At 46.6% G+C, this 24,452-nt stretch carries 21 protein-coding genes and 5 tRNA genes; 1 reads left to right on the forward strand and 25 read right to left on the reverse strand.

Features of this window, described 5'->3' with window-relative positions; genetic code table 11:
* Positions 1-14: 14 nt before the first annotated feature.
* The 23 genes from rplC to GX089_02375 all read right to left on the reverse strand — a co-directional run bounded on the left by rplC (position 15) and on the right by GX089_02375 (position 20,238).
* A complete protein-coding gene (gene rplC, locus GX089_02265; GenBank protein ID NLP01296.1) occupies positions 15-638 on the reverse strand; it encodes a 50S ribosomal protein L3 in 624 nt (207 codons plus the stop codon).
* A 36-nt stretch (positions 639-674) separates the two neighbouring features.
* Positions 675-983, reverse strand: coding sequence for a 30S ribosomal protein S10 (rpsJ, locus tag GX089_02270; GenBank protein NLP01297.1), 309 nt, complete (start codon positions 981-983; stop codon positions 675-677).
* A gap of 39 nt (positions 984-1,022) precedes the next feature.
* Positions 1,023-3,104 (reverse strand): elongation factor G, encoded by a 2,082-nt coding sequence (gene fusA / locus GX089_02275; GenBank protein ID NLP01298.1) that lies wholly within the window; start codon positions 3,102-3,104, stop codon positions 1,023-1,025.
* Positions 3,105-3,201: 97 nt separating this feature from the next.
* On the reverse strand, positions 3,202-3,672 hold the full coding sequence (rpsG, locus tag GX089_02280) for a 30S ribosomal protein S7 (protein NLP01299.1): 471 nt from the start codon (positions 3,670-3,672) through the stop codon (positions 3,202-3,204).
* A 9-nt stretch (positions 3,673-3,681) separates the two neighbouring features.
* Positions 3,682-4,056: a 30S ribosomal protein S12 gene (locus GX089_02285; GenBank protein ID NLP01300.1), complete on the reverse strand. Its 375-nt coding sequence runs from the start codon at positions 4,054-4,056 to the stop codon at positions 3,682-3,684.
* An 80-nt stretch (positions 4,057-4,136) separates the two neighbouring features.
* Positions 4,137-8,207: a DNA-directed RNA polymerase subunit beta' gene (gene rpoC, locus GX089_02290; protein NLP01301.1), complete on the reverse strand. Its 4,071-nt coding sequence runs from the start codon at positions 8,205-8,207 to the stop codon at positions 4,137-4,139.
* Between the two features lie 63 nt (positions 8,208-8,270).
* Entirely contained in the window at positions 8,271-12,044 is a 3,774-nt protein-coding gene (gene rpoB, locus GX089_02295; GenBank protein ID NLP01302.1) for a DNA-directed RNA polymerase subunit beta, read from the reverse strand.
* A gap of 152 nt (positions 12,045-12,196) precedes the next feature.
* The gene (rplL, locus tag GX089_02300) at positions 12,197-12,532 is read right to left on the reverse strand and encodes a 50S ribosomal protein L7/L12 (protein NLP01303.1); all 336 of its coding nucleotides are present in this window, start codon (positions 12,530-12,532) and stop codon (positions 12,197-12,199) included.
* A gap of 93 nt (positions 12,533-12,625) precedes the next feature.
* The gene (locus GX089_02305; protein NLP01304.1) at positions 12,626-13,156 is read right to left on the reverse strand and encodes a 50S ribosomal protein L10; all 531 of its coding nucleotides are present in this window, start codon (positions 13,154-13,156) and stop codon (positions 12,626-12,628) included.
* A gap of 27 nt (positions 13,157-13,183) precedes the next feature.
* Positions 13,184-13,873 carry a 50S ribosomal protein L1 gene (locus GX089_02310; GenBank protein NLP01305.1) on the reverse strand — a complete coding sequence of 230 codons (690 nt, stop codon included), beginning with the start codon at positions 13,871-13,873 and terminating at the stop codon, positions 13,184-13,186.
* A 34-nt stretch (positions 13,874-13,907) separates the two neighbouring features.
* Positions 13,908-14,333 (reverse strand): 50S ribosomal protein L11, encoded by a 426-nt coding sequence (rplK, locus tag GX089_02315; GenBank protein ID NLP01306.1) that lies wholly within the window; start codon positions 14,331-14,333, stop codon positions 13,908-13,910.
* Positions 14,334-14,349: 16 nt separating this feature from the next.
* Entirely contained in the window at positions 14,350-14,880 is a 531-nt protein-coding gene (gene nusG, locus GX089_02320) for a transcription termination/antitermination factor NusG (protein ID NLP01307.1), read from the reverse strand.
* A 13-nt stretch (positions 14,881-14,893) separates the two neighbouring features.
* Positions 14,894-15,085, reverse strand: coding sequence for a preprotein translocase subunit SecE (secE, locus tag GX089_02325; protein NLP01308.1), 192 nt, complete (start codon positions 15,083-15,085; stop codon positions 14,894-14,896).
* 15 nt (positions 15,086-15,100) lie between these two features.
* Positions 15,101-15,173, reverse strand: a tRNA-Trp gene (locus GX089_02330).
* Between the two features lie 46 nt (positions 15,174-15,219).
* Positions 15,220-15,372 (reverse strand): 50S ribosomal protein L33, encoded by a 153-nt coding sequence (gene rpmG / locus GX089_02335; protein ID NLP01309.1) that lies wholly within the window; start codon positions 15,370-15,372, stop codon positions 15,220-15,222.
* A 30-nt stretch (positions 15,373-15,402) separates the two neighbouring features.
* On the reverse strand, positions 15,403-16,608 hold the full coding sequence (gene tuf, locus GX089_02340; protein NLP01310.1) for an elongation factor Tu: 1,206 nt from the start codon (positions 16,606-16,608) through the stop codon (positions 15,403-15,405).
* An 85-nt stretch (positions 16,609-16,693) separates the two neighbouring features.
* Positions 16,694-16,767, reverse strand: a tRNA-Thr gene (locus tag GX089_02345).
* A 6-nt stretch (positions 16,768-16,773) separates the two neighbouring features.
* Positions 16,774-16,845, reverse strand: a tRNA-Gly gene (locus tag GX089_02350).
* Positions 16,846-16,859: 14 nt separating this feature from the next.
* Positions 16,860-16,942, reverse strand: a tRNA-Tyr gene (locus GX089_02355).
* A 6-nt stretch (positions 16,943-16,948) separates the two neighbouring features.
* A tRNA-Thr gene (locus GX089_02360) sits at positions 16,949-17,024 on the reverse strand.
* Positions 17,025-17,088: 64 nt separating this feature from the next.
* Positions 17,089-17,679, reverse strand: coding sequence for an ATP-dependent Clp protease proteolytic subunit (locus tag GX089_02365; protein NLP01311.1), 591 nt, complete (start codon positions 17,677-17,679; stop codon positions 17,089-17,091).
* A 15-nt stretch (positions 17,680-17,694) separates the two neighbouring features.
* The gene (locus tag GX089_02370) at positions 17,695-19,200 is read right to left on the reverse strand and encodes a cysteine--tRNA ligase (protein ID NLP01312.1); all 1,506 of its coding nucleotides are present in this window, start codon (positions 19,198-19,200) and stop codon (positions 17,695-17,697) included.
* Positions 19,201-20,238 (reverse strand): phosphoribosylformylglycinamidine cyclo-ligase, encoded by a 1,038-nt coding sequence (locus tag GX089_02375; protein ID NLP01313.1) that lies wholly within the window; start codon positions 20,236-20,238, stop codon positions 19,201-19,203.
* A gap of 212 nt (positions 20,239-20,450) precedes the next feature.
* On the opposite strand from GX089_02375, the gene GX089_02380 reads away from it, so the two are divergent.
* Positions 20,451-21,611, forward strand: coding sequence for a class I SAM-dependent RNA methyltransferase (locus GX089_02380; protein ID NLP01314.1), 1,161 nt, complete (start codon positions 20,451-20,453; stop codon positions 21,609-21,611).
* Here the strand turns inward: GX089_02380 and GX089_02385 are convergent.
* A complete protein-coding gene (locus tag GX089_02385; protein ID NLP01315.1) occupies positions 21,600-22,589 on the reverse strand; it encodes a tetratricopeptide repeat protein in 990 nt (329 codons plus the stop codon). The genes GX089_02380 and GX089_02385 overlap by 12 nt on opposite strands.
* A 244-nt stretch (positions 22,590-22,833) precedes the next feature.
* Positions 22,834-24,093 (reverse strand): hypothetical protein, encoded by a 1,260-nt coding sequence (locus GX089_02390; protein ID NLP01316.1) that lies wholly within the window; start codon positions 24,091-24,093, stop codon positions 22,834-22,836.
* Between the last annotated feature and the right edge of the window lie 359 nt (positions 24,094-24,452).

The following is a 24,452-nucleotide window of genomic DNA, read 5'->3' on the forward strand; positions in this document are numbered from 1 at the left end:
CTGATATTAGCGTGCTACCCATTTTTCTTTATATAAACGTATCCACTGGCACGGCCCGGAACCGCACCCTTCACAAAAACAAGTCCGGCTTCTTTGTCAAGACTAACCACCTCAAGCTTCCTGACCGTCCTCTGGGCATTTCCGTATTGCCCGGACATCTTTAGACCAGGAAAAATCCTTGCAGGATAAGAGTTCGCACCGACAGATCCGCGTTCACGGACATTGGTGTTTCCATGAGATTCCCGCCCGCGCTGGAAATTATACTTTTTTATGGTTCCGGCATGTCCGCGCCCTTTGGAAATTCCGGTCACATCCACAAATTTGGTATTTTCCAGAACTTCAACTCCGACACGCTGCCCCGGTTTCAGTGACTCTTCAGCAGAATCGATCTTGAATTCCTTTACAATGCGAGAGAAGACACCTCCGTTCTTCTTGAAATGGCCCAGAAGTGGTTTTGTAACCCTCTTCTCAGAGACCTCATCAAAACCCAGTTGAACTGCTGAATAGCCGTCTTTTTCGGATGTCTTTACCTGATGGACAACATTGTTGCCAGCCAGAATAACAGTTACCCCTACTGACTTTCCAGCTTCATTAAACATCCTGGTCATTCCGATTTTCTTACCAATCAAACCCTGCATATCACACCCATTTTTTAAGGAAACTGTTTCAGGCTTTTAAACTTTGATCTCGACATCTACACCCGCTGGCAAATCCAGCTTCATCAGCGAATCAACCGTCTGAGGTGTAGATTCAAGGATATCAATAAGACGCTTATGAATGCGCGTCTCGAACTGCTCTCTGGACTTTTTGTTAACATGCGGAGAACGCAGTACCGTGTAAACAGTCTTCTCGGTTGGCAGCGGTATCGGCCCTGAAATACGTGCTCCGGTACCCTTTGCCGTGCGTACTATGTCCGACGCCGACTTGTCCAGAATATTATGGTCAAACGATTTCAAACGAATCCTTATTCTTTCGCCCGGCATGAATCTATGCTCCTTTTTTTTCTTTCCTTTTTCATACCATTACATTCTGCCTATACGCCTCAGGATCTCTTCCTGTACAGCCCTTCCGGCAGCTTCGTAACGATCAAATTGCATTGTGTAGACAGCTCTTCCCTGTGTCAGGGATCTCAGCGCAGTTGCATAACCAAACATTTCCGATAAGGGAGCCTCAGCATCAACCACCTGAACATCTTTACGATGCGAGATTCCGAGAATCTTTCCCCGCCTTCCGTTGAAATCATTGATAACCGATCCCATAAACTCAGAAGGCACCACTACTTCTATTTTCATCACCGGCTCTAAAATCGCCGGGTTTGCTTTTGCACAAGCCTGCTTGAACGCCATCGTACCGGCTATCTTAAAAGACATTTCCGTGGAATCTTCTTCATTGAAAACCGCACTCTTCAGTCGTACTCTGATTCCCGCCTGCGGGAACCCGGAGAACATTCCACCGCCTGATGCTTCCTCGATACCCTGACGAATCGCCGCGACAAAAGACTGCGGTATCGAATCTTTATCTATTTCACTGAGAAATTCAATATTCTTAGATGCCTCAACCGGCTCAACAGAAATTTCCAGCCTGGCATACTGACTCTTACCCCCAATTACCTGTGACAATTCAAATTCTTCACTTACCCTGGAAGTAACAGTCTCTTTATATGAAACCTGAGGATTTCCAACATTTACACCTATATTGAACTCGCGAATCAACCTGTCAACAAGAACTTCAAGATGAAGTTCCCCCATTCCGGAGATAAGTCTCTGACCTGTCTCTGAATCAACTTTAACCCTGCAAGTCGGGTCTTCATCAACTAACCGCTGAACCGCAGCATTTAGTTTTTCTTCATCAGCGGTACTCTTGGGCTCTATCGATCTCCATAACACCGGATCCGGAAAAACCATTCTTTCATAAACAATTGGAAAATCAGGATCGCAAAGAGTATCACCCGTCGTAGTGTCCTTCAGACCAACAAGAGCCACTATATCACCTGCCCGCATGAATTGCTCCGCATGCCTTTTGTTTGAATGCATCCGGAATATTCTGGTTACCTTTTCTCTTGCTTTGGTGCGGGGATTTATGTAAAGATCCCTTAAACCCGCCTTACCAGAATACACACGCGCAAAAGTCAAACTACCCACATGAGGATCATTAGCTATTTTGAAGATGAGAGCTGAAAAAGGTTCCTTCAAATCAGGCATTCTCTCTTTCCGCTCACCAGTCACAGGATCAGCACCCTTAATAACCCCTCTGTCTGCCGGGGAGGGAAGATAATCCACAACAGCATCGAGCAACTGCTGGACTCCCTTATTCTTAAAGGCAGAACCGCAAAGTACCGGACATATTCTGTTCTCCAGCACCCCGGCTCTTATAGCCTTGATGATAAGATCGGGATCAACCTGCTCCTCTTCAAGTATCAGACCCATAAGTTCATCATTGAAATCCGCCACCTGCTCCAGCATCTGAGCTCTTTTGCCCTCAACCAGTTCGAGAAGATCCTCTGGAATTTCACTCTCCAGAACTTTTGTGCCCAGCACCTCTTCATCATAACGGCAAGCCTTCATCCGTATCAGATCAACAACACCTTCAAATTGATCCTCTTTTCCGAGCGGGACCTGAACAGCAACCGGTCTGGCTGCAAGCTTCTGCTTCATTTCATCGAGCACATTGTAAAAATCGGCTCCAACCCTATCCATTTTATTCACAAATGCGATCCGGGGAACGTTGTATTTGTCGGCTTGACGCCATACAGTCTCAGACTGAGGTTCTACGCCTCCAACCGAATCGAACACGGCAACTGCGCCATCCAGAACTCTCAAAGAACGCTCTACTTCGATGGTAAAATCCACATGCCCGGGAGTATCGATAATATTTATCCGATGATCTCTCCAGAAGCAGGTGGTTGCAGCAGAGGTAATCGTAATCCCTCTCTCCCGCTCTTGCACCATCCAGTCCATGACTGCATTTCCATCATGAACTTCACCCATACGGTGCAGTATACCAGTATAAAACAGCATACGCTCCGTCGTGGTTGTCTTACCTGCATCGATATGAGCCATGATGCCGATATTTCTGATTCTTTCCAGAGAAACTGGTTCATCCATAAAAATCTCCCTATCGGCACCGCATCCTGTATCAATTTGAAACCTCTCCGCCCTCCAAGGCAGAATCAATCAATACAGGAAATCAAAGAGCATCTCACTACCAGCGGAAATGCGCGAACGCTTTATTCGCCTCCGCCATCTTGTGAGTATCAATCTTCTTTCTTACGGCGCCACCCTCATTTTTCGACGCCTGAATAAATTCATTAGCCAGCCTATCAGCCATACTTTTTTCCGCCCGCGCTTTGGAATAGTTTATCAGCCACCTGATAGCCAGAGAAGTTCTCCTTTCAGCGGGAACCTCAATGGGTACCTGATAGTTGGCACCACCAATACGGCGGGATTTAACCTCAAGAACAGGCTTCACATTATCAATAGCCTTCTTGAAGACACTCATTCCATCCTGACCAGTCCGCTCAACAACCAGGTCGATAGCATCATAGAAAATTCTCTCTGCCAGGCGCTTTTTCCCGCACCTCACCACGTTGTTAACAAACTGGGTAACAAGCGTGCTATTGAATTTTGGATCAGGAATAAGATCTTTTTTTACAGCTTTCCTTCTTCTTGACATATTGATCCCTTATTTCTTTGGACGCTTTACACCGTATTTTGAACGACTGCGTTTGCGATCCGCAACCCCTTGTGTATCAAGAGCACCACGGATAATGTGATAACGCACCCCTGGAACATCCTTGACCCTGCCACCTCTGATCAAAACAATCGAATGTTCCTGCAGGTTGTGACCTTCACCGGGAATATACGCATTCACTTCCATGTGGTTCGTCAAACGAACACGAGCCACCTTCCGAAGAGCAGAATTGGGCTTCTTGGGAGTAGTGGTAAACACTCGCGTACATACACCGCGACGCTGAGGGCACGAATGCAAAGCCGGAGATTTACTCCGGTTCTGCAGGCTTTTCCGCCCTTTACGAATAAGTTGACTGATCGTAGGCACCTGTCATCCTCCAAAAAAAAGACAGTCTCATAAAATAATTAAATAAATTCTAAAAATCAAACAGAATTAGAAAACAATTTTCAAAACTGCTCGCCAATATCCACAAAATCCTCGCTGGTATCGTGTTCTTCAACCGGAACTGCCTCAGTTTCAAGGTTTTTTACCCTTAAATTGCGGTAAATTCTTGATCCAGTTCCGGCAGGAATAAGGTTACCCATTATCAGGTTTTCCTTGAGACCATTGAGTTTATCTACCTTTCCTTCCACAGCTGCTTTCGACAACACCTTCGTTGTTTCCTGGAAAGAGGCTGCACTCAGGAAAGATTCTGTTGTCAGCGATGCTTTAGTGATACCAAGAAGCAACGGCTTGAACGTTGCAGGCTCCCCGCCTTCCGCGATCACCCGCTCATTAGCCTCACGAAGCCTCTTCTTGTCCACATCATCACCCTCGAGAAACTCCGTATCACCGGCTTTCTCAATCCTTACTTTACGAAGCATCTGGGCAACAATAACCTCTACATGCTTATCATTGATCGTTACACCCTGCAAACGATAAACAGCCTGTATTTCATCAAGGAGATACTGCTGCACAGCATTCTCACCCTTGATACGAAGAATATCATGAGGATCGATCGAACCTTCGCTGAGACGGTCACCAGCCTTTACACGGTCACCCTCGTGAACACGCAGATGTTTCCCAAGAGGAATAAGATAATCCCTGGATTCACCCTGCTCATCACGAATTATAATCTTCCTGCTCCCTCGCTCGTTTCCACCGAATTCAACGAACCCGTCGATTTCAGAAACAACCGCGGCGTCCTTGGGCCTGCGTGCTTCAAAAAGCTCGGCAACTCTGGGCAGACCACCGGTAATATCACGTGTTTTGCTGCTCTCGCGTGGAATTTTTATAAGCACATCGCCTTCCTTGACCTCTGTTCCTTCTCTGACCTGAAGGTATCCGCCGGTAGGTACTGAGATATTGGCAACGCGTTTGTCACCTTCACCCATTATCTGAATATGGGGATGCAGGCGACGCTCACGGTGTTCCACCACGACCAGATTTGTGATTCCAGAACGCTCGTCATAGAGTTCCTGTACTGTCTCACCTTCGATAAGATCGTGAAAATGGATCTTTCCGCTTTTAGCAGCCAGAATAACGTTATTATAAGGATCCCACTCAAAAAGAGTCTGTCCCTTCGTCACCTTCTGCCCATCTTCCACCCTCATGAATGAGCCGTATGGAATATTGTAACGGTATCTCTCCCGTTCCTGCTCATCGAATACTACCATCTCTCCGGAACGGTTCATGATCACTACACCATCCCGGTGCGTCACGATCTCCACATTCACCATTTTTACCGCTCCATCTATCTTGGCCACTTCCTTGGACTGAGCAATAAGACGGGAAGCTGTACCACCGATATGGAATGTACGAAGTGTCAACTGAGTACCAGGCTCACCGATACTCTGAGCAGCCATTATACCAATAGCCTCTCCCACTTCCACAGGTTTGCCTGTTGCCAGGTTACGCCCATAACAGCGCTTGCAGACACCAAAAAGCGAATCACAGGTCAGCACAGACCGGATCATAACAGTCTCTATGCCGGCGTCTTCAATTTTCCTGGCTACCTGCTCGTCAAGAAGAGTATTGATGGGACAGATCAGTTCCTCTGTAACCGGATCATAGACATCTTCCTGAGTAACACGTCCAAGTATACGTGAAGACAGGGGTTCCATGACTTCGTCACCCTCGCTGAGTTCCCCGATCTCTATTCCCTTTGATGTACCGCAGTCCTCTTCAAATACAACCACATCCTGCACTACGTCAACCAGACGCCGGGTGAGATATCCCGCATCAGCAGTCTTAAGAGCAGTATCCGCCAGACCCTTACGTGCACCGTGAGTGGAGATAAAGTATTCAAGCACCGTCAGACCATCCTTGAAGTTGGAGATAATCGGGTTTTCGATAATCTCACCAACCGCTCCGGTGATCTTCTTCTGCGGCTTCTGCATCAGTCCGCGCATTCCGGCAAGCTGCTTTATCTGGTCTTTGCTTCCACGCGCCTGGGAATCCATCATGATATAGACCGGGTTGAACCCATCCTTGTCACGTGCGAGACGCTCATGCAGTCTGTCAGCCACCATACTTGTAGTGTGAGTCCACAAATCGATAAGCTTGTTATATCTTTCTCCCTCGGTTATGATACCGCGGTCATACTGCTTGCGGATTCTTGTAACCTCTTCTATTGACTTGGCTACGATTTCCTTTTTCTCATCCGGAACAACAAGGTCTTCCGCACCAAAGGTTATACCAGCTCTGGTAGCATACTCGTATCCCAGGGTTTTGAAATCATCGAGAAATTTACAGGTAACCTTTGTTCCTTTTTGTTTGTAAACTTCCTCCACGAGTGCCTGAATTCTCTTCTTATTGAGAAGTTCGTTATTAAACGGCAGACCTTCGGGAACAGCGGAATTGAGAATCACTCGTCCAGGAGTGGTCTCAATCAGTTTACCATCAATACGAACTTTGATCTTGGCATGAAGATCCAACTGCTTGTCGGCCATTGCATGATAAACCTCTTCGGGACAGCAGAACACTCGGCCCTCACCCTTGCGGCCCAGAGCCATTTTTGTTAGATAATAAATCCCAAGCACAATATCCTGGGTTGGAATCATTACCGGATGTCCCGATGCGGGGCTGAGAAGATTGTTGGCACTGAGCATGAGAAAACGACATTCAAGCTGAGATTCGAATGAAAGTGGCACGTGCACTGCCATCTGGTCTCCATCGAAGTCGGCGTTGAATGCTGTACAAACCAGAGGATGCAGCCTTATGGCTTTTCCCTCCACCAGCACCGGAAAAAACGCCTGAATACCAAGACGGTGCAGTGTAGGAGCACGGTTCAGGAGTACGGGATGATCCTTGATGACTTCTTCAAGAATGTCCCAGACCTCAGACCTCTCCTTTTCAACGAATTTCTTGGCGCTCTTAACAGTCTGAACCAGCCCTCTTTCCTCAAGTTTCTGGATCACAAAGGGCTTGAAAAGCTCCAGAGCCATCATCTTGGGAAGACCGCACTGGTGTATCTTCAATTCCGGTCCCACAACAATAACACTTCTGCCGGAATAGTCAACACGCTTACCGAGAAGGTTCTGACGGAAACGACCTTGTTTACCTTTGAGAAGGTCGCTGAGAGATTTAAGCGGCCTTTTCCCCTCGCCCTTGACAGAGAATGTACGGCGGCCGTTATCAAACAGAGTATCGACCGCTTCCTGAAGCATTCTCATCTCATTACGCAGAATAACATCGGGAGCCTTGATCTCAATAAGCTTTTTAAGGCGGTTATTCCTGTTTATCACCCTGCGATAAAGGTCATTAAGATCTGATGTGGCAAAACGGCCACCCTCCAGCGGAACCAAGGGACGAAGATCCGGAGGCAAAACCGGGAGAACACGCAGAACCATGTGCTCCGGTTTGTTGCCGGAACGCAGAAAAGCCTCGACTATACGCAAGCGCTTGAGATGTTCCTGACGGCGCTGTTCAGAGGATTCAAGTTTGATTTTTGAACGCAGGTCAATGGAGAGTTCTTCCAGGTCAAGAGTGGCAAGCATCTCCAGAACTGCCTCTCCACCCATTTTTGCAACAAACTGTTTGTCCTGTTCTTCCAGCTCGATGTATTCATCTTCACTGAGGAGCATTCCTTTGCGCAGGTTGGTGTTTCCTGGATCGATTACCACGTATGAGTCATAATACACTATTCTTTCAAGTACAGTATTCGGTAACCCCAGAAGGTAGCTGATATGAGAGGGAACACTTTTGAGAAACCAGATATGGATGATCGGAACAGCAAGCTCAATGTGCCCCATTCTCTCACGACGGACTTTCGAATGGGTCACTTCAACACCACACCTGTCGCAAACAACTCCTCTGTAACGGATACGTTTGTATTTTCCGCAGTTACACTCCCAGTTGCGGACAGGCCCGAATATCTTTTCACAAAAAAGGCCGTCACGCTCAGGTTTGAAGGAACGATAGTTGATTGTTTCCGGCTTGGTCACCTCGCCATAGGACCAGTTTCTGATTGTATCATGGGATGCCAGACGAATTGACACCCCTGTGATTTCCTGTACTTTTTTGTCAAGATGGCTGATAAGTTCTGCCACGTATTACCCCCTGTTTAAAGGGTACCTATCAAGGTACCCCGACTGTTCAAATCAAGCAGCGGTTTCTTCCTCTGTCAAAACATCGATATCAAGAGCCAGAGCCTTGATTTCGCGTACAAGCACTTTAAAAGACTCGGGAATCCCCGCATCCGGAGTATTTTCGCCTTTGACGATGGCTTCGTATATTTTTGAGCGTCCGGTAAGATCATCACTCTTTACAGTGAGAATCTGCTGCAGAGTATATGCAGCACCATACGCTTCCAGCGCCCACACTTCCATTTCACCGAAACGCTGTCCACCGAACTGAGACTTTCCACCCAGAGGCTGCTGAGTGACAAGAGAATAAGGACCGATGGAGCGGGCATGGATCTTGTCATCGACAAGATGGCACAGTTTCAGCATGTAAATGGGACCTACAGTAACTTCATGATCGAAAGGTTCCCCGGTTCGCCCATCACGGAGCTGTACTTTTCCGCTGACCGGCAAATCGGCTTCCTTCAGAAGATCGAGCACATCATCGTAGCTGGCTCCGTCAAAAACCGGAGTCGCAATCCGCAACCCAAGCTTCTGCGCAGCCCATCCCATATGAGTTTCCAGAATCTGCCCAACATTCATACGGGAGGGAACGCCGAGAGGATTTAGAATGATATCTACCTGTGTACCATCAGGTAGATACGGAAGGTCTTCGACCGGGAGAATCTTTGAGATCACACCCTTGTTTCCGTGACGTCCTGCCATTTTGTCGCCAACAGAGAGCTTGCGCTTTTTTGCGACATATACTTTGACAAGCAGAAGCACTCCAGGCTTCAGTTCATCACCGCGTACTACCTTGTCGATTTCTTTGTCAAGCTTATCTTCGAGCTTCGCAATCAGGTCATTAGCCCTGTAAAGGACCTCTTCGGCTTTGCGGTTCTTGGCAGGTTCGCGGCAGAGGCCGTCTTTAAAGGAGATATTGCGGAAATCGAGTTTGGACAACAGCGACTTGGTCCATTTCTTTCCAGCCGGAACGATCACTTCTCCGGTATGGAAATTGGTGATTTCCCCTGATGTGGTATCGGTAAGGAATTCGACAAGCTTTTCCATCCTTACCTTTTCTATCTCACTGATCTGTTTTGAGATATCGGTCTTGAGCTCGTCGATACGCTTCTTGTCTTTTTTCTTTGAACGTTTATCGCGTTCTTTCCTGGAATAAATCCTGGTATCGATTACGGTCCCCTTGAGTCCCGGAGGAGCTTTCAGTGATGAATCACGGACATCTCCCGCTTTTTCCCCGAAAATCGCCCTCAACAGACGCTCTTCAGGGGAGAGTTCAGTCTCACCCTTGGGTGTAACTTTACCAACCAGAATATCTCCTGCTTCCACTTCAGTACCGATCCTTATGACCCCGTTCTCATCGAGGTTTTTCAAGGCATCTTCACTTACGTTAGGAATTTCACGTGTCAATTCTTCCGGGCCGCGCTTTGTGCCCCGTACCTCGGTCTCGAAAACTTCAATATGTACCGAGGTGTAAACATCTTCCGCCACAAGCTTTTCAGAAATGATAATCGCGTCTTCGAAGTTGTACCCGCGCCATGGCATAAATGCCGCTGTCACGTTTCTACCGAGGGCAAGCTCCCCGTCCTTGGTAGCATGACCATCAGCAAGGGTATCTCCGGCTTTCACCTTCTGACCGACCTTGACACATACTTTCTGATTGATACATGTATCCTGGTTGGATCTTTCGAATTTGACAAGTTCGTAGGTGTCAAACTCGGTAAGACCAAGAATATCATCTCCAGCCTTGTCCTTAACCTTGCGCACCACGATCTTGTTTGCATCGACCTTCTCGACCACACCGGGATTCCTGGCAACGATCATACATCCGGAATCTTTTGCCGCACGGCTCTCCAGACCTGTACCCACAAAGGGCGGTTCAGTTCTCAGAAGCGGCACAGCCTGACGCTGCATGTTGGATCCCATCAAAGCACGGTTAGCATCATCGTGTTCAAGGAAGGGAATCAATCCTGCGGCAATACTTACAAGCTGCATCGGGGAGACGTCCATATAGGAGATCTCCTGCGGTGATACAACCGGAAAGTCGCCCCTGTAACGGGCAAAAATCATCTTTTCGACAAACTTCCCTTTTTCATCAACCGGTGTATTGGCCTGTGCAATTATGTGATTGTCTTCCTGGTCAGCTGTGAGATAAACAATCTCTCCGGTCAACTTACCGTTTTCAACTTTCTGATAGGGAGTCTCGATAAACCCGAACTCATTTACTCTCGCGAAAGTGCTGAGAGATGCGATCAGACCAATGTTGGGTCCTTCAGGAGTTTCAATAGGACAAAGACGACCGTAATGAGTGTGGTGAACGTCACGCACCTCAAAACCGGCTCTTTCACGGGTCAATCCACCGGGCCCCAGAGCACTGACACGGCGTTTGTGCGTAAGCTCAGAAAGCGGGTTTGTCTGATCGAGGAATTGTGAGAGCTGGCTGGAACCAAAAAATGCCTGCACTACAGTAGAAACTGTGCGGGCGTTGATCAGATCCTGCGGGGTTATGTTCTCTGTATCTCTTAGACTCAGACGTTCTTTAATGGTGCGAACCATTCTTGTGAGTCCAACTGTAAACTGGGCTGAAAGCAGTTCACCAACTGAGCGTACCCGGCGGTTTCCAAGATGATCAATATCATCGATATAACCAACACCGTCATTCAGTCCAATCATGTATTTGAAAGCCGCAATAAAATCATCTTTTGTCATGGTGGTGATATCGTCGGCAGGAGCTACCCCCAGACGGGTATTCATGCGATAACGCCCCACACTTCCCAGATCATAACGCTTCTCATCAAAGAATAGGCGCTGAATCAGATTACGGGCAGTTTCGACATTTGACGGATCACCAGGACGCATTGTGGCATACATGTAAAACAATGCTTCCTCTTCCGACTTTGTCGAGTCAGCACTGAGGGTGTTCCTTATAATCATATTCTCAGGATTGGAAACATCCTTTAGTACCTCAACGAAATCGATGCTGTTCTGAATAAGTTTCTTCCATCTATCTTCGTTGATAATTTCATTGGCATCTATAATGATTTCACCGGTATCTTCATTAAACACAGTTCTTGCATTTACACTTCCGAATATCTTTTCCCGGTTTTCATCATTTACTGCAATTTTTACAGTATCATGGAACAACCCAAGTATCATCTCATCACTTGAGTATCCCAGGGCACGCAGGAGAATAGTGGCAGGCATCTTTTTGCGTCTGTCAATATTTATTGTAATTACATCATCAACATCAAGTAGAATCTCCACCCAGGAACCGCGCTGAGGGATGATTCGGGCGGTAAGAAGTTTTTTTCCATTTGGATGAATAACTTCGTCAAAAGTTATACCCGGGCTGCGGTGCAACTGACTAACAATAACTCTTTCGGCTCCGTTGATTACAAACGTTCCCCGCTCAGTCATAAGCGGAATCTCGCCAATGTAAACTTCATTACTTATTTTCTCAACGAATTTTTTGGTTTCCCCGTCCTGCTCATAAACCAGTAGAGACATGTCAACCTTCAGCGGAGCAGCAAAGGTCATACCCCGTTCTTTACATTCCTTGAGAGTATATTTGGGGATTCCCAGTTTGTATCCATCATATTCAAGAGAATAGTATCCCTTGACGTCGTTGACCGGAAATAAACTCTGAAAAGCCCCGTGTAGTCCCTGTTTCTTCCGCAGACGCGGAGGAGTTTCGGGTTGCAGAAACGCTTCGTAAGACCTTGTCTGGATCTCAAGAAGATTAGGAAGATCCGCCACCCTCTTTATACGGGAATAGCTTTTTCTTTCAACCATTCGCACATCCCCTCAATCGTTAAGCCACAAGTGTGGCAAAAAAAAGTAAATAAATGACACGAAACACCTTGTCAGGCGTTTCGTGTCATATCTGACTTATAAAATTTTGAATGTGAGTACGCGTGATTTTAACACGCCTTTCCAAAGCAGGTTTATTTGATTTCGACAGTTGCCCCGTTTTCTTCGAGCTTCTTCTTAAGAGCCTCAGCATCGTCCTTGCTGATACCTTCTTTAACCGGCTTTGGCGCACCTTCAACCAAGTCCTTTGCTTCCTTCAAACCTAATCCGGTTGCCTCACGAACTACCTTGATAACCTGAATCTTTTTATCGCCAGCGGCTTTCAGAACGACATCAAATTCGGTTTTTTCTTCAGCAGGCGCGGCAGCAGCAGCAGCAGGAGCAGCTGCAACAGCAACGGGAGCTGCAGCCTTGACGTCAAATTTTTCCTCGATAGCCTTGATCAGGTCGGAGAGCTCCAGGACGGTCATCCCGCCAATCGCCTCGATAATTTCTTCCTTATTTAAGGTAGCCACAATGAACCTCCGTTGAAATGAGATGAATAATTCGTTTTTTATTTTCGTTTATTGCTCAGCGCTCTTTTTATCCTTGAGCGCATTGAGAGTGCCGGTAAGCTTGGATAGAATCCCGTTAAGGGCAGCAGCGAATTTACCCATGGGAGCCTGGAGGCAACCCAAAAGCTGAGCAAGAAGCTCTTCGCGGCTTGGAATATCGGCAAGCTTTATAGCATCTTCGGCACTGAAATATGTTCCATCAACAAAAGCCAGTTTCAAACCCAGAAGTTCTTTATTTTCCTTCTGGAAGTCCCTGATAATCTTTGCCGGAGCAGTTCCATCCTCAGGAGCAACTGCAACCGCAGTGGGACCCTTGAAATGAGGCATCAGATCTTCTTTTCCAACTCTCTTTGCCGCCTCTCTGGCCAGAGTATTTTTTACCACTACAAACGTGATTCCCTTTTTACGGAAATCAGAACGAAGTCTGGTAACCTTCTCTACATCGATTTTGTTGTTATCAGCGAGATAGATTCCGCTTGCATCCCGGAATTTATTCTCCAGTTCCTCTATGACCGTTGTTCTTTCAAGTCTTGTTGACATTGCGCCCCAAACCCTTTTTGCAGTTTCCTACTTTAAATCGTTCTGGTTGATTTTTATCCCCTGCCCCATCGTGCTGGTGAGGCTGACTTTCTTTATGTACTGGCCTTTTGCCGTTGCCGGTTTGGCCTTCAGAACAGCCTCCATGAAAGCTTTCGTATTTTCCAGAATCTTTTGAGATTCGAAAGAAAGCTTGCCAAGCGGAGCATGAAGAATACCAGCTTTATCGACACGGAACTCTACTTTTCCCTTTTTCATCTCTTTAATAGCCTTACCGATATCCATAGTAACTGTACCCACTTTGGGATTAGGCATAAGGCCCCTGGTTCCAAGAATTTTTCCCAGCTTTCCAACTACCTTCATCATATCCGGAGTAGCCACAACAGCATCGAATTCAAGCCAGCCGCCCTTTATCTTTTCTGCCAGATCATCGCCGCCCACGTAGTCGGCACCGGCTTCCCTGGCTTCAGCTTCCTTTTCTCCCTGTGCAAATGCAAGTACTCTAATGGTTTTACCCAGACCGTGAGGAAGAACTGCCGCACCTCTTACAGCCTGATCGCTTTTGCGGGAATCAACGCCCAGGACAACCGCGATTTCTACTGTCTCATCAAACTTTGTAAAGGAGTTTGATTTAAGAAACTCAATCGCCTCAAGAGCACCATACTCTTTAAGTTTATCAACTTTTTTATAAACCGTATTGTACTTCTTACCGTGTTTCATGAAAAGACTCCCTTGAATTTACCAGGCTTCAGCCTCAGTCGGCGATATTGACTCCCATGCTTCTGGCAGTGCCCGTAACTGTATTCATAGCGGCTTCCACACTTGCGGCATTAAGATCGGCCAGTTTCATCTCAGCAATTTTCCTGACCTGCGCCTTTGTAATAGTGCCGATTTTTTCTTTGTTGGGAACTCCAGAACCCTTTTCCTTTCCTAATTCCTTCAGGATAAGAACAGCAACTGGTGGAGTTTTGGTGATAAATGTAAATGACCTGTCGGAATAGACAGTTATCACAACCGGAATAGTAAGTCCCGGGGAATCCTTTGTACGGGCATTGAAAGCCTTACAGAATTCCATGATATTGACACCCTGCTGTCCAAGCGCCGGCCCGACCGGAGGTGCAGGATTTGCGGCACCACCGGGAATCTGCAGTTTGATTTGACCAACAATTTTCTTAGCCAATTTAATACTCCTGTTATCAACTTATTGGGGTAACATGCATGAAGTCAACTTCAACCGGAGTTGATCTGCCAAACACGCTCACCATAACTTTGATTTTGCCTTTTTCCGGATGTATTTCATCCACTACCCCGTCAAAATCCTTGAAAGGTCCTTCCTTGATCTTCACAGCATCACCTATCTCAAAAGGCACTTCGGAAATCTGCTGACGAGAGATTTTCTCGGTCTGCCCAAGGATCCTGCGAACCTCTTCATCACGAAGCGGCTGAGGCTTATTTCCACCAATAAATCCGGTCACACCAGCAGTGCTGGTCACCGCATGCATCGTCTCTTTTGAAAGCTCCATTTCCACCAGGACGTAGCTGGGAAAAAACTTTCGAGTAGTTTTTAACTTTTTTCCGTTTTTTACCTGCACGACATCCTGAGTTGGCATCAGTACCTGCTTGATCTGATCCCCCATCTCACCGGACTGAATCAGTTCACTGAGGTATTGATGAACCTTGGTTTCCTGCCCGGAATATGTGTGGACTACATACCATCTTGCCGCCATCGGAAGCCCTCTGTTACATACCTGATTTAAGGAACAGCCCGACAACAAACAACAAGAGCTTGTCACAGGCATAAACAAAAAGCGATACCACTATACTCAGCACTACTACGAGCATGGTAGCACCAGTAACCTCGTTCCTGTTGGGCCAGCTTACTTTGGCCAACTCTGAACGAACATCTTTCAGATACTGAATAAACTTCTGCATGATTTACACCATTTACAGGCCTGGAGGGACTCGAACCCCCAACCAACGGTTTTGGAGACCGCTACTCTACCAATTGAGCTACAGACCTAACTATTGGTTAAAATCCGCCCGACATCCCTTCAGGCAGCGTAGAGCTACTTGGACTCCTTATGAACAGTTCTCTTCCGTTCAAATGGACAATACTTTTTAAATTCCACTCTTCCGGAATGTTTCTTTTTGTTCTTTGTAGTCTCGTAGTTACGCTGCTTGCATGATGTACATTCAAGCGTTATCTTGTCTCTTGGCATACAATAATCGCTTTATTCGTCGTTAACGGATTATTCAATAATTTCAGTGACAACACCTGCGCCAACTGTGCGTCCGCCTTCGCGAATCGCAAAACGCAGCTCTTTTTCCATAGCTATAGGAGCAATAAGCTCAACTTCAAGCTGTGCATTGTCACCGGGCATGATCATCTCGACTCCCTCGCCCAGCTTGATGCTACCTGTAACGTCAGTGGTTCTGAAATAGAACTGCGGACGATAGCCAGGAAAGAAAGGAGTGTGACGGCCACCTTCTTCTTTTGACAGAACAACAACCTCTGCCTTGAATTTCTTATGAGGTGTAATTGAGCCTGGTTTTGCCAGAACCATTCCACGCTCGATATCGTTTTTGTCTACACCACGGAGCAGAGTTCCGATATTGTCACCAGCCTGAGCCTGATCAAGCAACTTGCGGAACATCTCCACACCGGTAACAACAGACTTGCGTGTAGGCTTAAGACCCACAATCTCGACCTCATCACCAACCTTGACAGTTCCACGCTCCACACGACCCGTAGCAACTGTACCACGACCGGTGATAGAAAAAACGTCTTCAACCGACATGAGGAAAGGTTTGTCAACTTCACGCTGAGGAGTCGGAATGAAACTGTCGATAGCATCCATAAGATCAAGAATTGACTTTGACTTCTCCGGGTCTTCAGGATTGGTCAGAGCGGCAATTGCACTTCCTCTGATTATGGGAGTGTCATCACCAGGGAATTCGTATTTTGAAAGGAGTTCACGGATTTCCAGTTCAACAAGTTCCAGAAGTTCCGGATCATCGACAACATCAACTTTATTTAGGAAGACCACAATTCTGGGCACACCGACCTGACGGGCCAGAAGGATGTGTTCACGTGTCTGAGGCATGGGACCATCAGCAGCACTGACAACCAGAATCGCACCATCCATCTGCGCTGCACCGGTAATCATGTTTTTGACATAGTCAGCATGTCCAGGGCAGTCAACATGGGCATAGTGACGATTTTCGGTTGAATACTCGACATGTGAAGTTGCAATGGTCAATATTTTGGTCTCATCGCGACGCCCCTGAGATTCGGACGCTTTCGCAACTTCATCGTAGGAAATGGCTTTGGCCAGACCTCTGGCTGCCATAACACGGGTGATAGCGGCAGTAAGTGTTGTCTTGCCGTGGTCAACGTGTCCGATCGTACCTACATTTACGTGGGGTTTGGAACGATCAAATTTTTCCTTTGACATGGAAAACCTCTCAGTACATGGTGGATGTTTAATATATCAGTTAATTAAGTCGAAACCTTCCAGAACATCACTTGTTTTCTTTATAAGCCCACGAAGGGACTCGAACCCTTGAACCTCATCCTTACCAAGGATGTGCTCTACCTACTGAGCTACATGGGCACTAAAAGCGGGCAATGAGATTCGAACTCACAACAGCCACCTTGGAAGGGTGGAGCTCTACCATTGAGCTATGCCCGCATGAATTTCAAAAATGGGCAGGGGTGGTTTTGAACCACCGTAGGCCGGAGCCAATGGATTTACAGTCCATCCCCTTTAACCACTCGGGCACCTACCCATATCCTGGAGCCGATGGAGGGACTCAAACCCCCGACCATTCGATTACAAGTCGAACGCTCTATCAACTGAGCTACATCGGCAAAAATACGAGAAAAGTCTTTCAAATATAATTAAGGTTATAAATGAAAGTCAAAGAAAATATCATCAACTTTTCCTGGAAACTTTGTCGACAATTCCATACTTCCTGGCTTCCTCCGCCGACATGAAGAAGTCCCTGTCGGTATCCTCGACAATTTTCTGAATCGGCTGTCCTGTGTGATCAGCAAGAATCTGATTGAGATTATCTCTGATACGGAGCATCTCTTCGGCCTGAATCTGAATATCTGAAGCAGGTCCGAACATATTACCGGAAATCAACGGTTGATGAATCAGAACACGTGCATGCTCCCAGGCCTGTCTTTTGCCTTTTGTCCCGGCACAGAGTATAACCGCAGCCATACTTGCAGCCTGCCCCATACACACAGTCACAACATCGGATTTGGCATACCGCATTGCATCGTAAATTGCCAGTCCTGATGAGATCACTCCGCCGGGGCTGTTAATGTAAAGAGTTATATCATCGTCACTCTGTCCGTCGAAGAAAAGGATCTTTTTGACAATCGATTCCGCCGATTCGTCGTTTATCTCACCCCAGAGAAATATCTCCCTGCGTTTGAGAAGCTGCTCTTCCATCTCCTGACCAGTAAACATTTTTTTCATCTGTTTCAAAAATTCACTATTCTGATCCTTACCCATCAGCAAGGCCTCCTTTTAAATGTCTTTTAATAAAGCCGTTTTTTCCGGATTGTCAATTACCGTTGAAGGGATACTGCATTCTGTTGTCCCATCAGGCAAATCCTTTACCACAATCCCAAGCCCGGCAAAGCCGTTACGAATCCGATCCGCAACAGAAAAATCTTTTCTGGCACGTGCAGCCGCCCGTTCCTGCAGCAAAGCAATCAGACTGCTTCGGACCGTATCGGGTAATTGCGTCCCGGCATCCAGTTTTATTTTTACCCCACGCATATCGGTAATAACCTCAATATGGCGCTCTGGCACACTCAATAGATCCAACCCCAGAACCGCATCGGCCCTGCGGACACATTCCCGCTTGATTTTTGCATCAACTTCAGTATCGTGAAGCAGATCCCAGAGTGAAGCAAGTGCCCTGGGCATGTTTAAGTCATCACACACATGACGAAAAAAAGTCTCCAGCGCCCGCTCTGCCTCTGCATCCCCGACATCCTCATTTCCTGAAGCAGGTGGAACCGCTTTACGAAGATTTTCAAGACTCCTGGCAGCAGCCTGTACTCCCTCCCACCCGAAGGCCAGAGGGCTCCTGTAATGAGCGGTAAAACAGAACATCCGGTAAGCAACAGGAGGAATTCCCTGATCGCGGAGAGTATCCAGAGTCACAAAATTCCCGCCTGACTTGGCCATTTTTCCTTTCTCTATTACCAGAAACTCCCCATGAGCCCAGTACTTGACAAATTTCTTCCCTGTTGCGGCTTCTGATTGAGCGATTTCATTTGTATGGTGGACCCGGATATGATCTGCTCCACCGCAATGGATGTCAATCGGCAGAGGAAGATACGCCATCGACATCGCGCTGCACTCAATGTGCCAGCCCGGAAAACCCACCCCCCACGGACTGTCCCATTCCATCTGGCGCTTTACACCGGATGGACTGAATTTCCAGAGTGCAAAATCGGTAACAGATCTCTTCTCTCCCATCTCAACACGCCCACCAGCTTTCAGACTTGCGGGGTCAATCCCGGCAAAATCGCAATAGGAGGGAAATTTAGTTGTGTCAAAGTAAATGCCGTCTGATGTGCGGTATGTAAAACCTTTTTTTTCCAGTTCAGAGACAAGCCCGATCATCTGAGAAATATGCTCAGTGGCCTTTGGCATGACATCGGGATTAAGAATATTCAATTCCTTAAGGTTGTCCAGAAATTTGCGGGTATAAAAATCCGCTATATCCCAGACAGTCTTTCCCTCGCGGGCAGCCCCCTTTTCCATTTTATCCTCACCGGTATCGGCATCGGAAGTCAAATGCCCCACATCTGTGATATTCATCACGTGTCTGACATTGTAACCTGAAGCAAGAAGAGCACGCTTGAGCACATCTTCAAATACATAGGTCCTCAGATTTCCGATATGGGCATAATTGTAGACTGTCGGGCCACAGCAATACATCCCTACAGGATCATGAAGCGGTTCGAAGAGTTCCTTTTTTCCGGAAGCTGTATTATACAGGTAAAAAGGCTTTCTCATTTAAAACTCCAGTATCACCTTGCCTGCCCCCTCTGTGATGGCACCAATGACTGTCGGTTCGAAAGCAGCCAGTTCGGGAGCTTTCATAATCACATCAACATCAGCCTGATCTACAGCTATGCAGAGTCCTACCCCCATGTTGAATGTATGATACATCTCTTCCGCTTCAACATTTCCCTCATTCTGCATCCATGTAAAGATAGGATCCGGCTTCCATGAACCGGTCGTAATAACGGCGTTGCAGTTTTGAGGAAGAATTCTGTCAACATTATCCTGAAACCCGCCGCCTGTGATATGAGCACATCCCCGTACAATTTTCTTTTCCATATAGGGCAGCAGAGGGGTATATGCCCGATGAGGTCTCAAGAGTTCATGACCAAAAGTGTTTCCAGTTTCTTCGAAAATGTCACTGTACTTTTTTCCGGCAACCTCTTTGACGATTTTTCGCGCCAAACTGTATCCGTTTGTATGCAGGCCGTTTGAACGCAGCCCGATAAGCACGTTACCCGGAACGATAGTGCTGCCATCAATGACATTTTCTTTGTCAACTACTCCGACAATGCACCCGACAAGGTCGTATTCACCTTCTCCATAAAGATCCGGCATCTCTGCGGTTTCTCCGCCTATAAGTACGCAACCATTGGCTTTGCACGCTACAGTGAGCCCTGTGATGATACCCTCAAGGACCTCAGGTATAAGTTTATTAAGCCCTATATAGTCAAGAAAAAACAGAGGACGGGCACCCAGCACAAGAATGTCGTCTACACAATGGTTCACAATGTCCTGACCAACAGTATTATGCACACCGGTCTCATGAGCAACCATCACCTTCGTACCAACACTGTCAGTAGATGACACAAGAATCGGATTTTTCATCCCTGAGAGACCGGAAAGATCAAACATCCCTCCAAACTGGCCGAATTTTCCAACAACATGATTGTTAAAAGTTGAGGAAACCAGTTCGCCGATACGAACCTTTGCTTTGTTCCAGGCTGATACATCAACTCCGGCATCAGAATAGCGTAATGGATTTGCCATAGTCTTTTTCCATGAAGAGAAGGGTTTAAGAAAGGTCTTCCCAGGTATTAGTGGAGATTTAAATCAGTTAAAAATAGGTTAAGAAGGGAGCGGAGTCAACCCGGATTGGAAGAATTGACAATAGATTCATGCCGCATCAGGCGATACATCTCCGTCACAAAAACATCTCTCACAAGGTTGTATATTGTAGTACGTTTAAAGAAGGCATTTACATGAAAAATACCATACTTGTTACCACTCCCAGGGGGCTTTCTCCATATCTGAGAACAGAGATTGAATCCCTGGGATACCCAATCCACCGGGCAGGGCCATCCGGAGTGGAAACTGAGGGTAATTTTACCGATGCAATGAAGATGAATCTCTTCCTGCGCACAGCTCACCATGTACTCTACAGGGTGGGTAAATTCAGATGCACCAGTCCTGATGAACTTTACAAACAAATAAACCGCATTCCATGGGAAATCATGATTCCCTCCAATGAGTACCTGAGCGTTGTCTCCAATGTGCTCCACCCAAGCATCCGTGATACCCGGTATGCTAATCTGAAATCCAAAGATGCTATTGTAGACCGGATCCTTTCCCGCAAAGGCAGGCGCCCGGATTCCGGCCCGGAGAAAACAGGCGCGGTAGTCTCCGTATTCTGGAAAGAGGAAACCTGCTCGGTTTACATAGACACTTCCGGCGAACCGCTGTCAAAAAGGGGATACCGAAAAATACCGCTCCACGCGCCGATGCAGGAGACCCTTGCAGCAGGAGTAATTAAAGCTTCGGGCTGGCAAGGAGATGGCAATTTTATCAATCCCATGTGCGGAAGCGGAACTATCGCTATTGAAGCCGCGCTGATCGGACTGAAGATGGCTCCGGGTCTTCTCAGGAAAAACTATGGCTTTTTCCACACCTTGCTTTTTAATAATGAAAACTGGAAAACCCTGAAACAAAAGGCATCCTTTGCACAGGAAAAACAGATTAAGGGGAAGATCATTGCCAGCGATATCAGCAGCGATGCGATTGAAGCGGCCAGAAAAAACGCCAGGGCCGCAGGTGTTGAATCCCATATCGAATTCAAGGTTTGTGATTTCTCCGAAACCCCGATCCCGTCCGGTGGTGGTATTGTGGTTATTAACCCTGAATATGGTATAAGACTCGGTGAGAAGAAAAATCTGGAGGAAACCTATAAGAGCATCGGGAATTTTCTGAAAAGACGCTGTCAGGGGTACAAAGGCTATGTCTTTACAGGGAACATCATACTGGCCGGAAAAACAGGGTTGAAATCGAGGAGAAAGTTTCCTTTTACGAGCGGTAAGCTCGACTGCAGGCTTTACGAATATGAACTTTACACAGGATCAAAAGAAAGCCGGAATTCAAACACTTGAATTCAATATGCGATGATAAAGCTTTTTTGCAGTACTGCTTCCAAATACATCTCCGAATTCCCCAAGAAGCGACACCATGGTTTCTTCACGGTCGTTATTTGCAGCCCTGAAGGCTGCCAGTTCATGTTTCCGTTCTTTATACTTCTTCAATGCTCCGAAAATGTAAGCTCGCAGAAGATGTACAATCGCGGAATCTGTTTTCTGAAGGTGCCACTCATCAAGCTCTTTCAGGGCATCCTGGAACTTTCCATCCCTGCAAAGATAAAAGGCACGTATATTCAATTCCAGCCGGTTACATCGTCTGGAAACTGAGAGCAGCCGTCTCTTGAGCAATCGAATGTCAACACCGGGATCTTTGCCCTCGTAAAACCGGATAAGCCTGTGCAGCGCCAGGATATTTTCAGGGTCTCTTGCCAGAAGCTTTTTGAGAGTGTCTTCCACATCGACTGGCCTACCCTCTTTTTCAAAAATGTCTGCAAGGAGCAGGTATGAATAGTAGTTTCCCGGTGCGACAGCTATTTCCTGCTCCAGACTTCTGATTGCCCGCTCAGTCTGCCCCATATTCAAACAGGAGATCGCCAGGCTGTGATATGGTACATCATACCTGTCATCCACTACTACTGCTTTGGAAAGCCATGAAACACTCTCCTGCGGAGAGTTATTGTACTGATAGATCTGACCGATTAAAAGGTAAACATCTGCTAAATCTCTGCAGTTCTCTTCGTTCTTATTCTCCATAAGTTCGAAGAACCTGGCCAACTCCTTGATCTTATCGAGAGTCTTTTCCGCTCCGTTGAGCTTGCATTCTTCATAAGCCTTGCCTTCAATGATCTCTGAAATATCTTCATAGGCATATCTGCATTTCTTTACAAGATCACAAAGCTTACTCAGAGACATGTTCCCGAAATCGGGAGCAGGCCGGTTTTGAACCATTTTCACTTCAAGGACTTTTTTTTCTGGATCTGTTTTCTTCATCATCAGATACCCACCCCGGAAGAGATGCCTTAGAAGATCTTACTCTTAATAAGTGTTCAGGTCAAGAATTCTGCAGACTGCAGATGATTTTACAAGACAAAAAGCTTGACTTTCCTGCCGACAGATCTATAATGCTCAGATTATTTCAACTGTTACCATTTTCCTCATTCCTCTGCGCTCGCCGCATTTCCCCGCGAGACTCGCTACGAGCACGCTGACAGTTGAGCACGAAAAGAGGCACTGGCTGTTATTTTCTCTTGAGTTTCTTTGCAGGAGCAGACAGCAGATTTGAGAATCTCCCATCTGATGTGTAAATATGAAGCGGCTTGAGGATACTCTGGAAATCATTTATTACCCGGTCAAAGGAGCCCTCCGGAAACATTACCCAGTTTGTAATATCATAATACCCTTTGTGAAGATCCCGGAGTTTGATTCTGTACCCGCAATCTGCGACCTGAGAACGTGAAGATGGCCTCCTGAACACAAACGCACTCCCTGAAAGAAGAGAATCGGGGATTGAAGCCTTAAGAAGCCATCCATACCCGTTCAAACCATCAGTAACCCCCATGAAGCGGTGGTTGGGTATTATATCTATTATTGTATCTATGTCAGGACCACTGACAGGCTGGGAAAAGGAGGCCTGCGGGATCTTGAATGCAAACCCGCCTTTTTTTTCCTTTATCACCGGAGACATCTCAAAATGCGCATCTCCGAAAAGTGACCTGAAACGGATCGGAACGTGAATATAGACAGGGACATTTACAAGCCGGGGATAGCAGATCTGGTTGACAGCTGCACGGCTTCCCTTAATCCCAAGCCCGAAGTTAAGGTGAAAATCGCCCCTTCTGATAAGGCGCAGCGGGCCGGTTTTGTATCTCTTTACTATGCAGACAATGTTCTCTTCTGTATATCGGATCGGAATCAGCCCCCAGAGTGCTTTCAGCACTATCTCGATCTTCAGTTCCGCAGTTAAATCTATATAACCGCTGCCCCGAAGGTCCCTTATACCGGCTCTGGTAAAATGGAATCGATCTTTCCCGAACTGAGCATAATAGTACGGAGTGCGAAGCATCTGTAGTGAATGATCATAATGTAAATAAGACTTCCCTGAGAGATCAGCATCCTTACTGGCGTCGATGATAACATAACGTGATTCGGATTTTTTTTCTACTCTGATCAGGACTCCATCATTAACAGAGGAATCTAATGATTCCGCAGCACTGCAGTCTTCCCACAAAAAAACGATCTCATCCTGTTTATCAAGTAACCCGTTTCCGCTTTCGGTATTGGGCTCCTCCCCTTCCGTAAGCACATACTCCCCGTCTGCGGTTACCTCATCTACCTGGAAAAGCACCGGTTTTCCCGACAAATCACGCACCCGGAGGGTGCTGATCGGTTTGCCTCTCAGGGAACTGACCATCTCTCCATTGATTATTACCGGCTGTGCACAGGCTGTTATCAGGATAGATAAGAGAAAACCAAAGACTGGAATAAATCTGCAATTCATGAGATCAAAAATACATTCAAACTTACCGGGAGACGATCGCGATACCAATACCGATTTCCTCGGACTAAATCCATACTACAAAATTATTTTAGTACTCTTTCTGAAAACAGCCTAAAAGGATTCTAACCATGTTTACCGGGATCAAATTGTTTGGGTCTATCCGGATTTCCCAAACAGTGTAGTTAGATAAGCTCTTTGACATTATATATAGAGTCACAGGCTCCAACAGAGGTATTTTGTTTAATGGTCATTAACAAAAAACAAATTCCTGCAAGGAGGAGCCCATGACCAGTAATAAATTACTTTCTCGTCTTCTTAAAATGAAGGGATTTAGAGTAACCTGGTTTGCTATTAAGGAA

This window comes from Fibrobacter sp. (assembly GCA_012523595.1).
Classification (GTDB): domain Bacteria; phylum Fibrobacterota; class Chitinivibrionia; order Chitinivibrionales; family Chitinispirillaceae; genus JAAYIG01.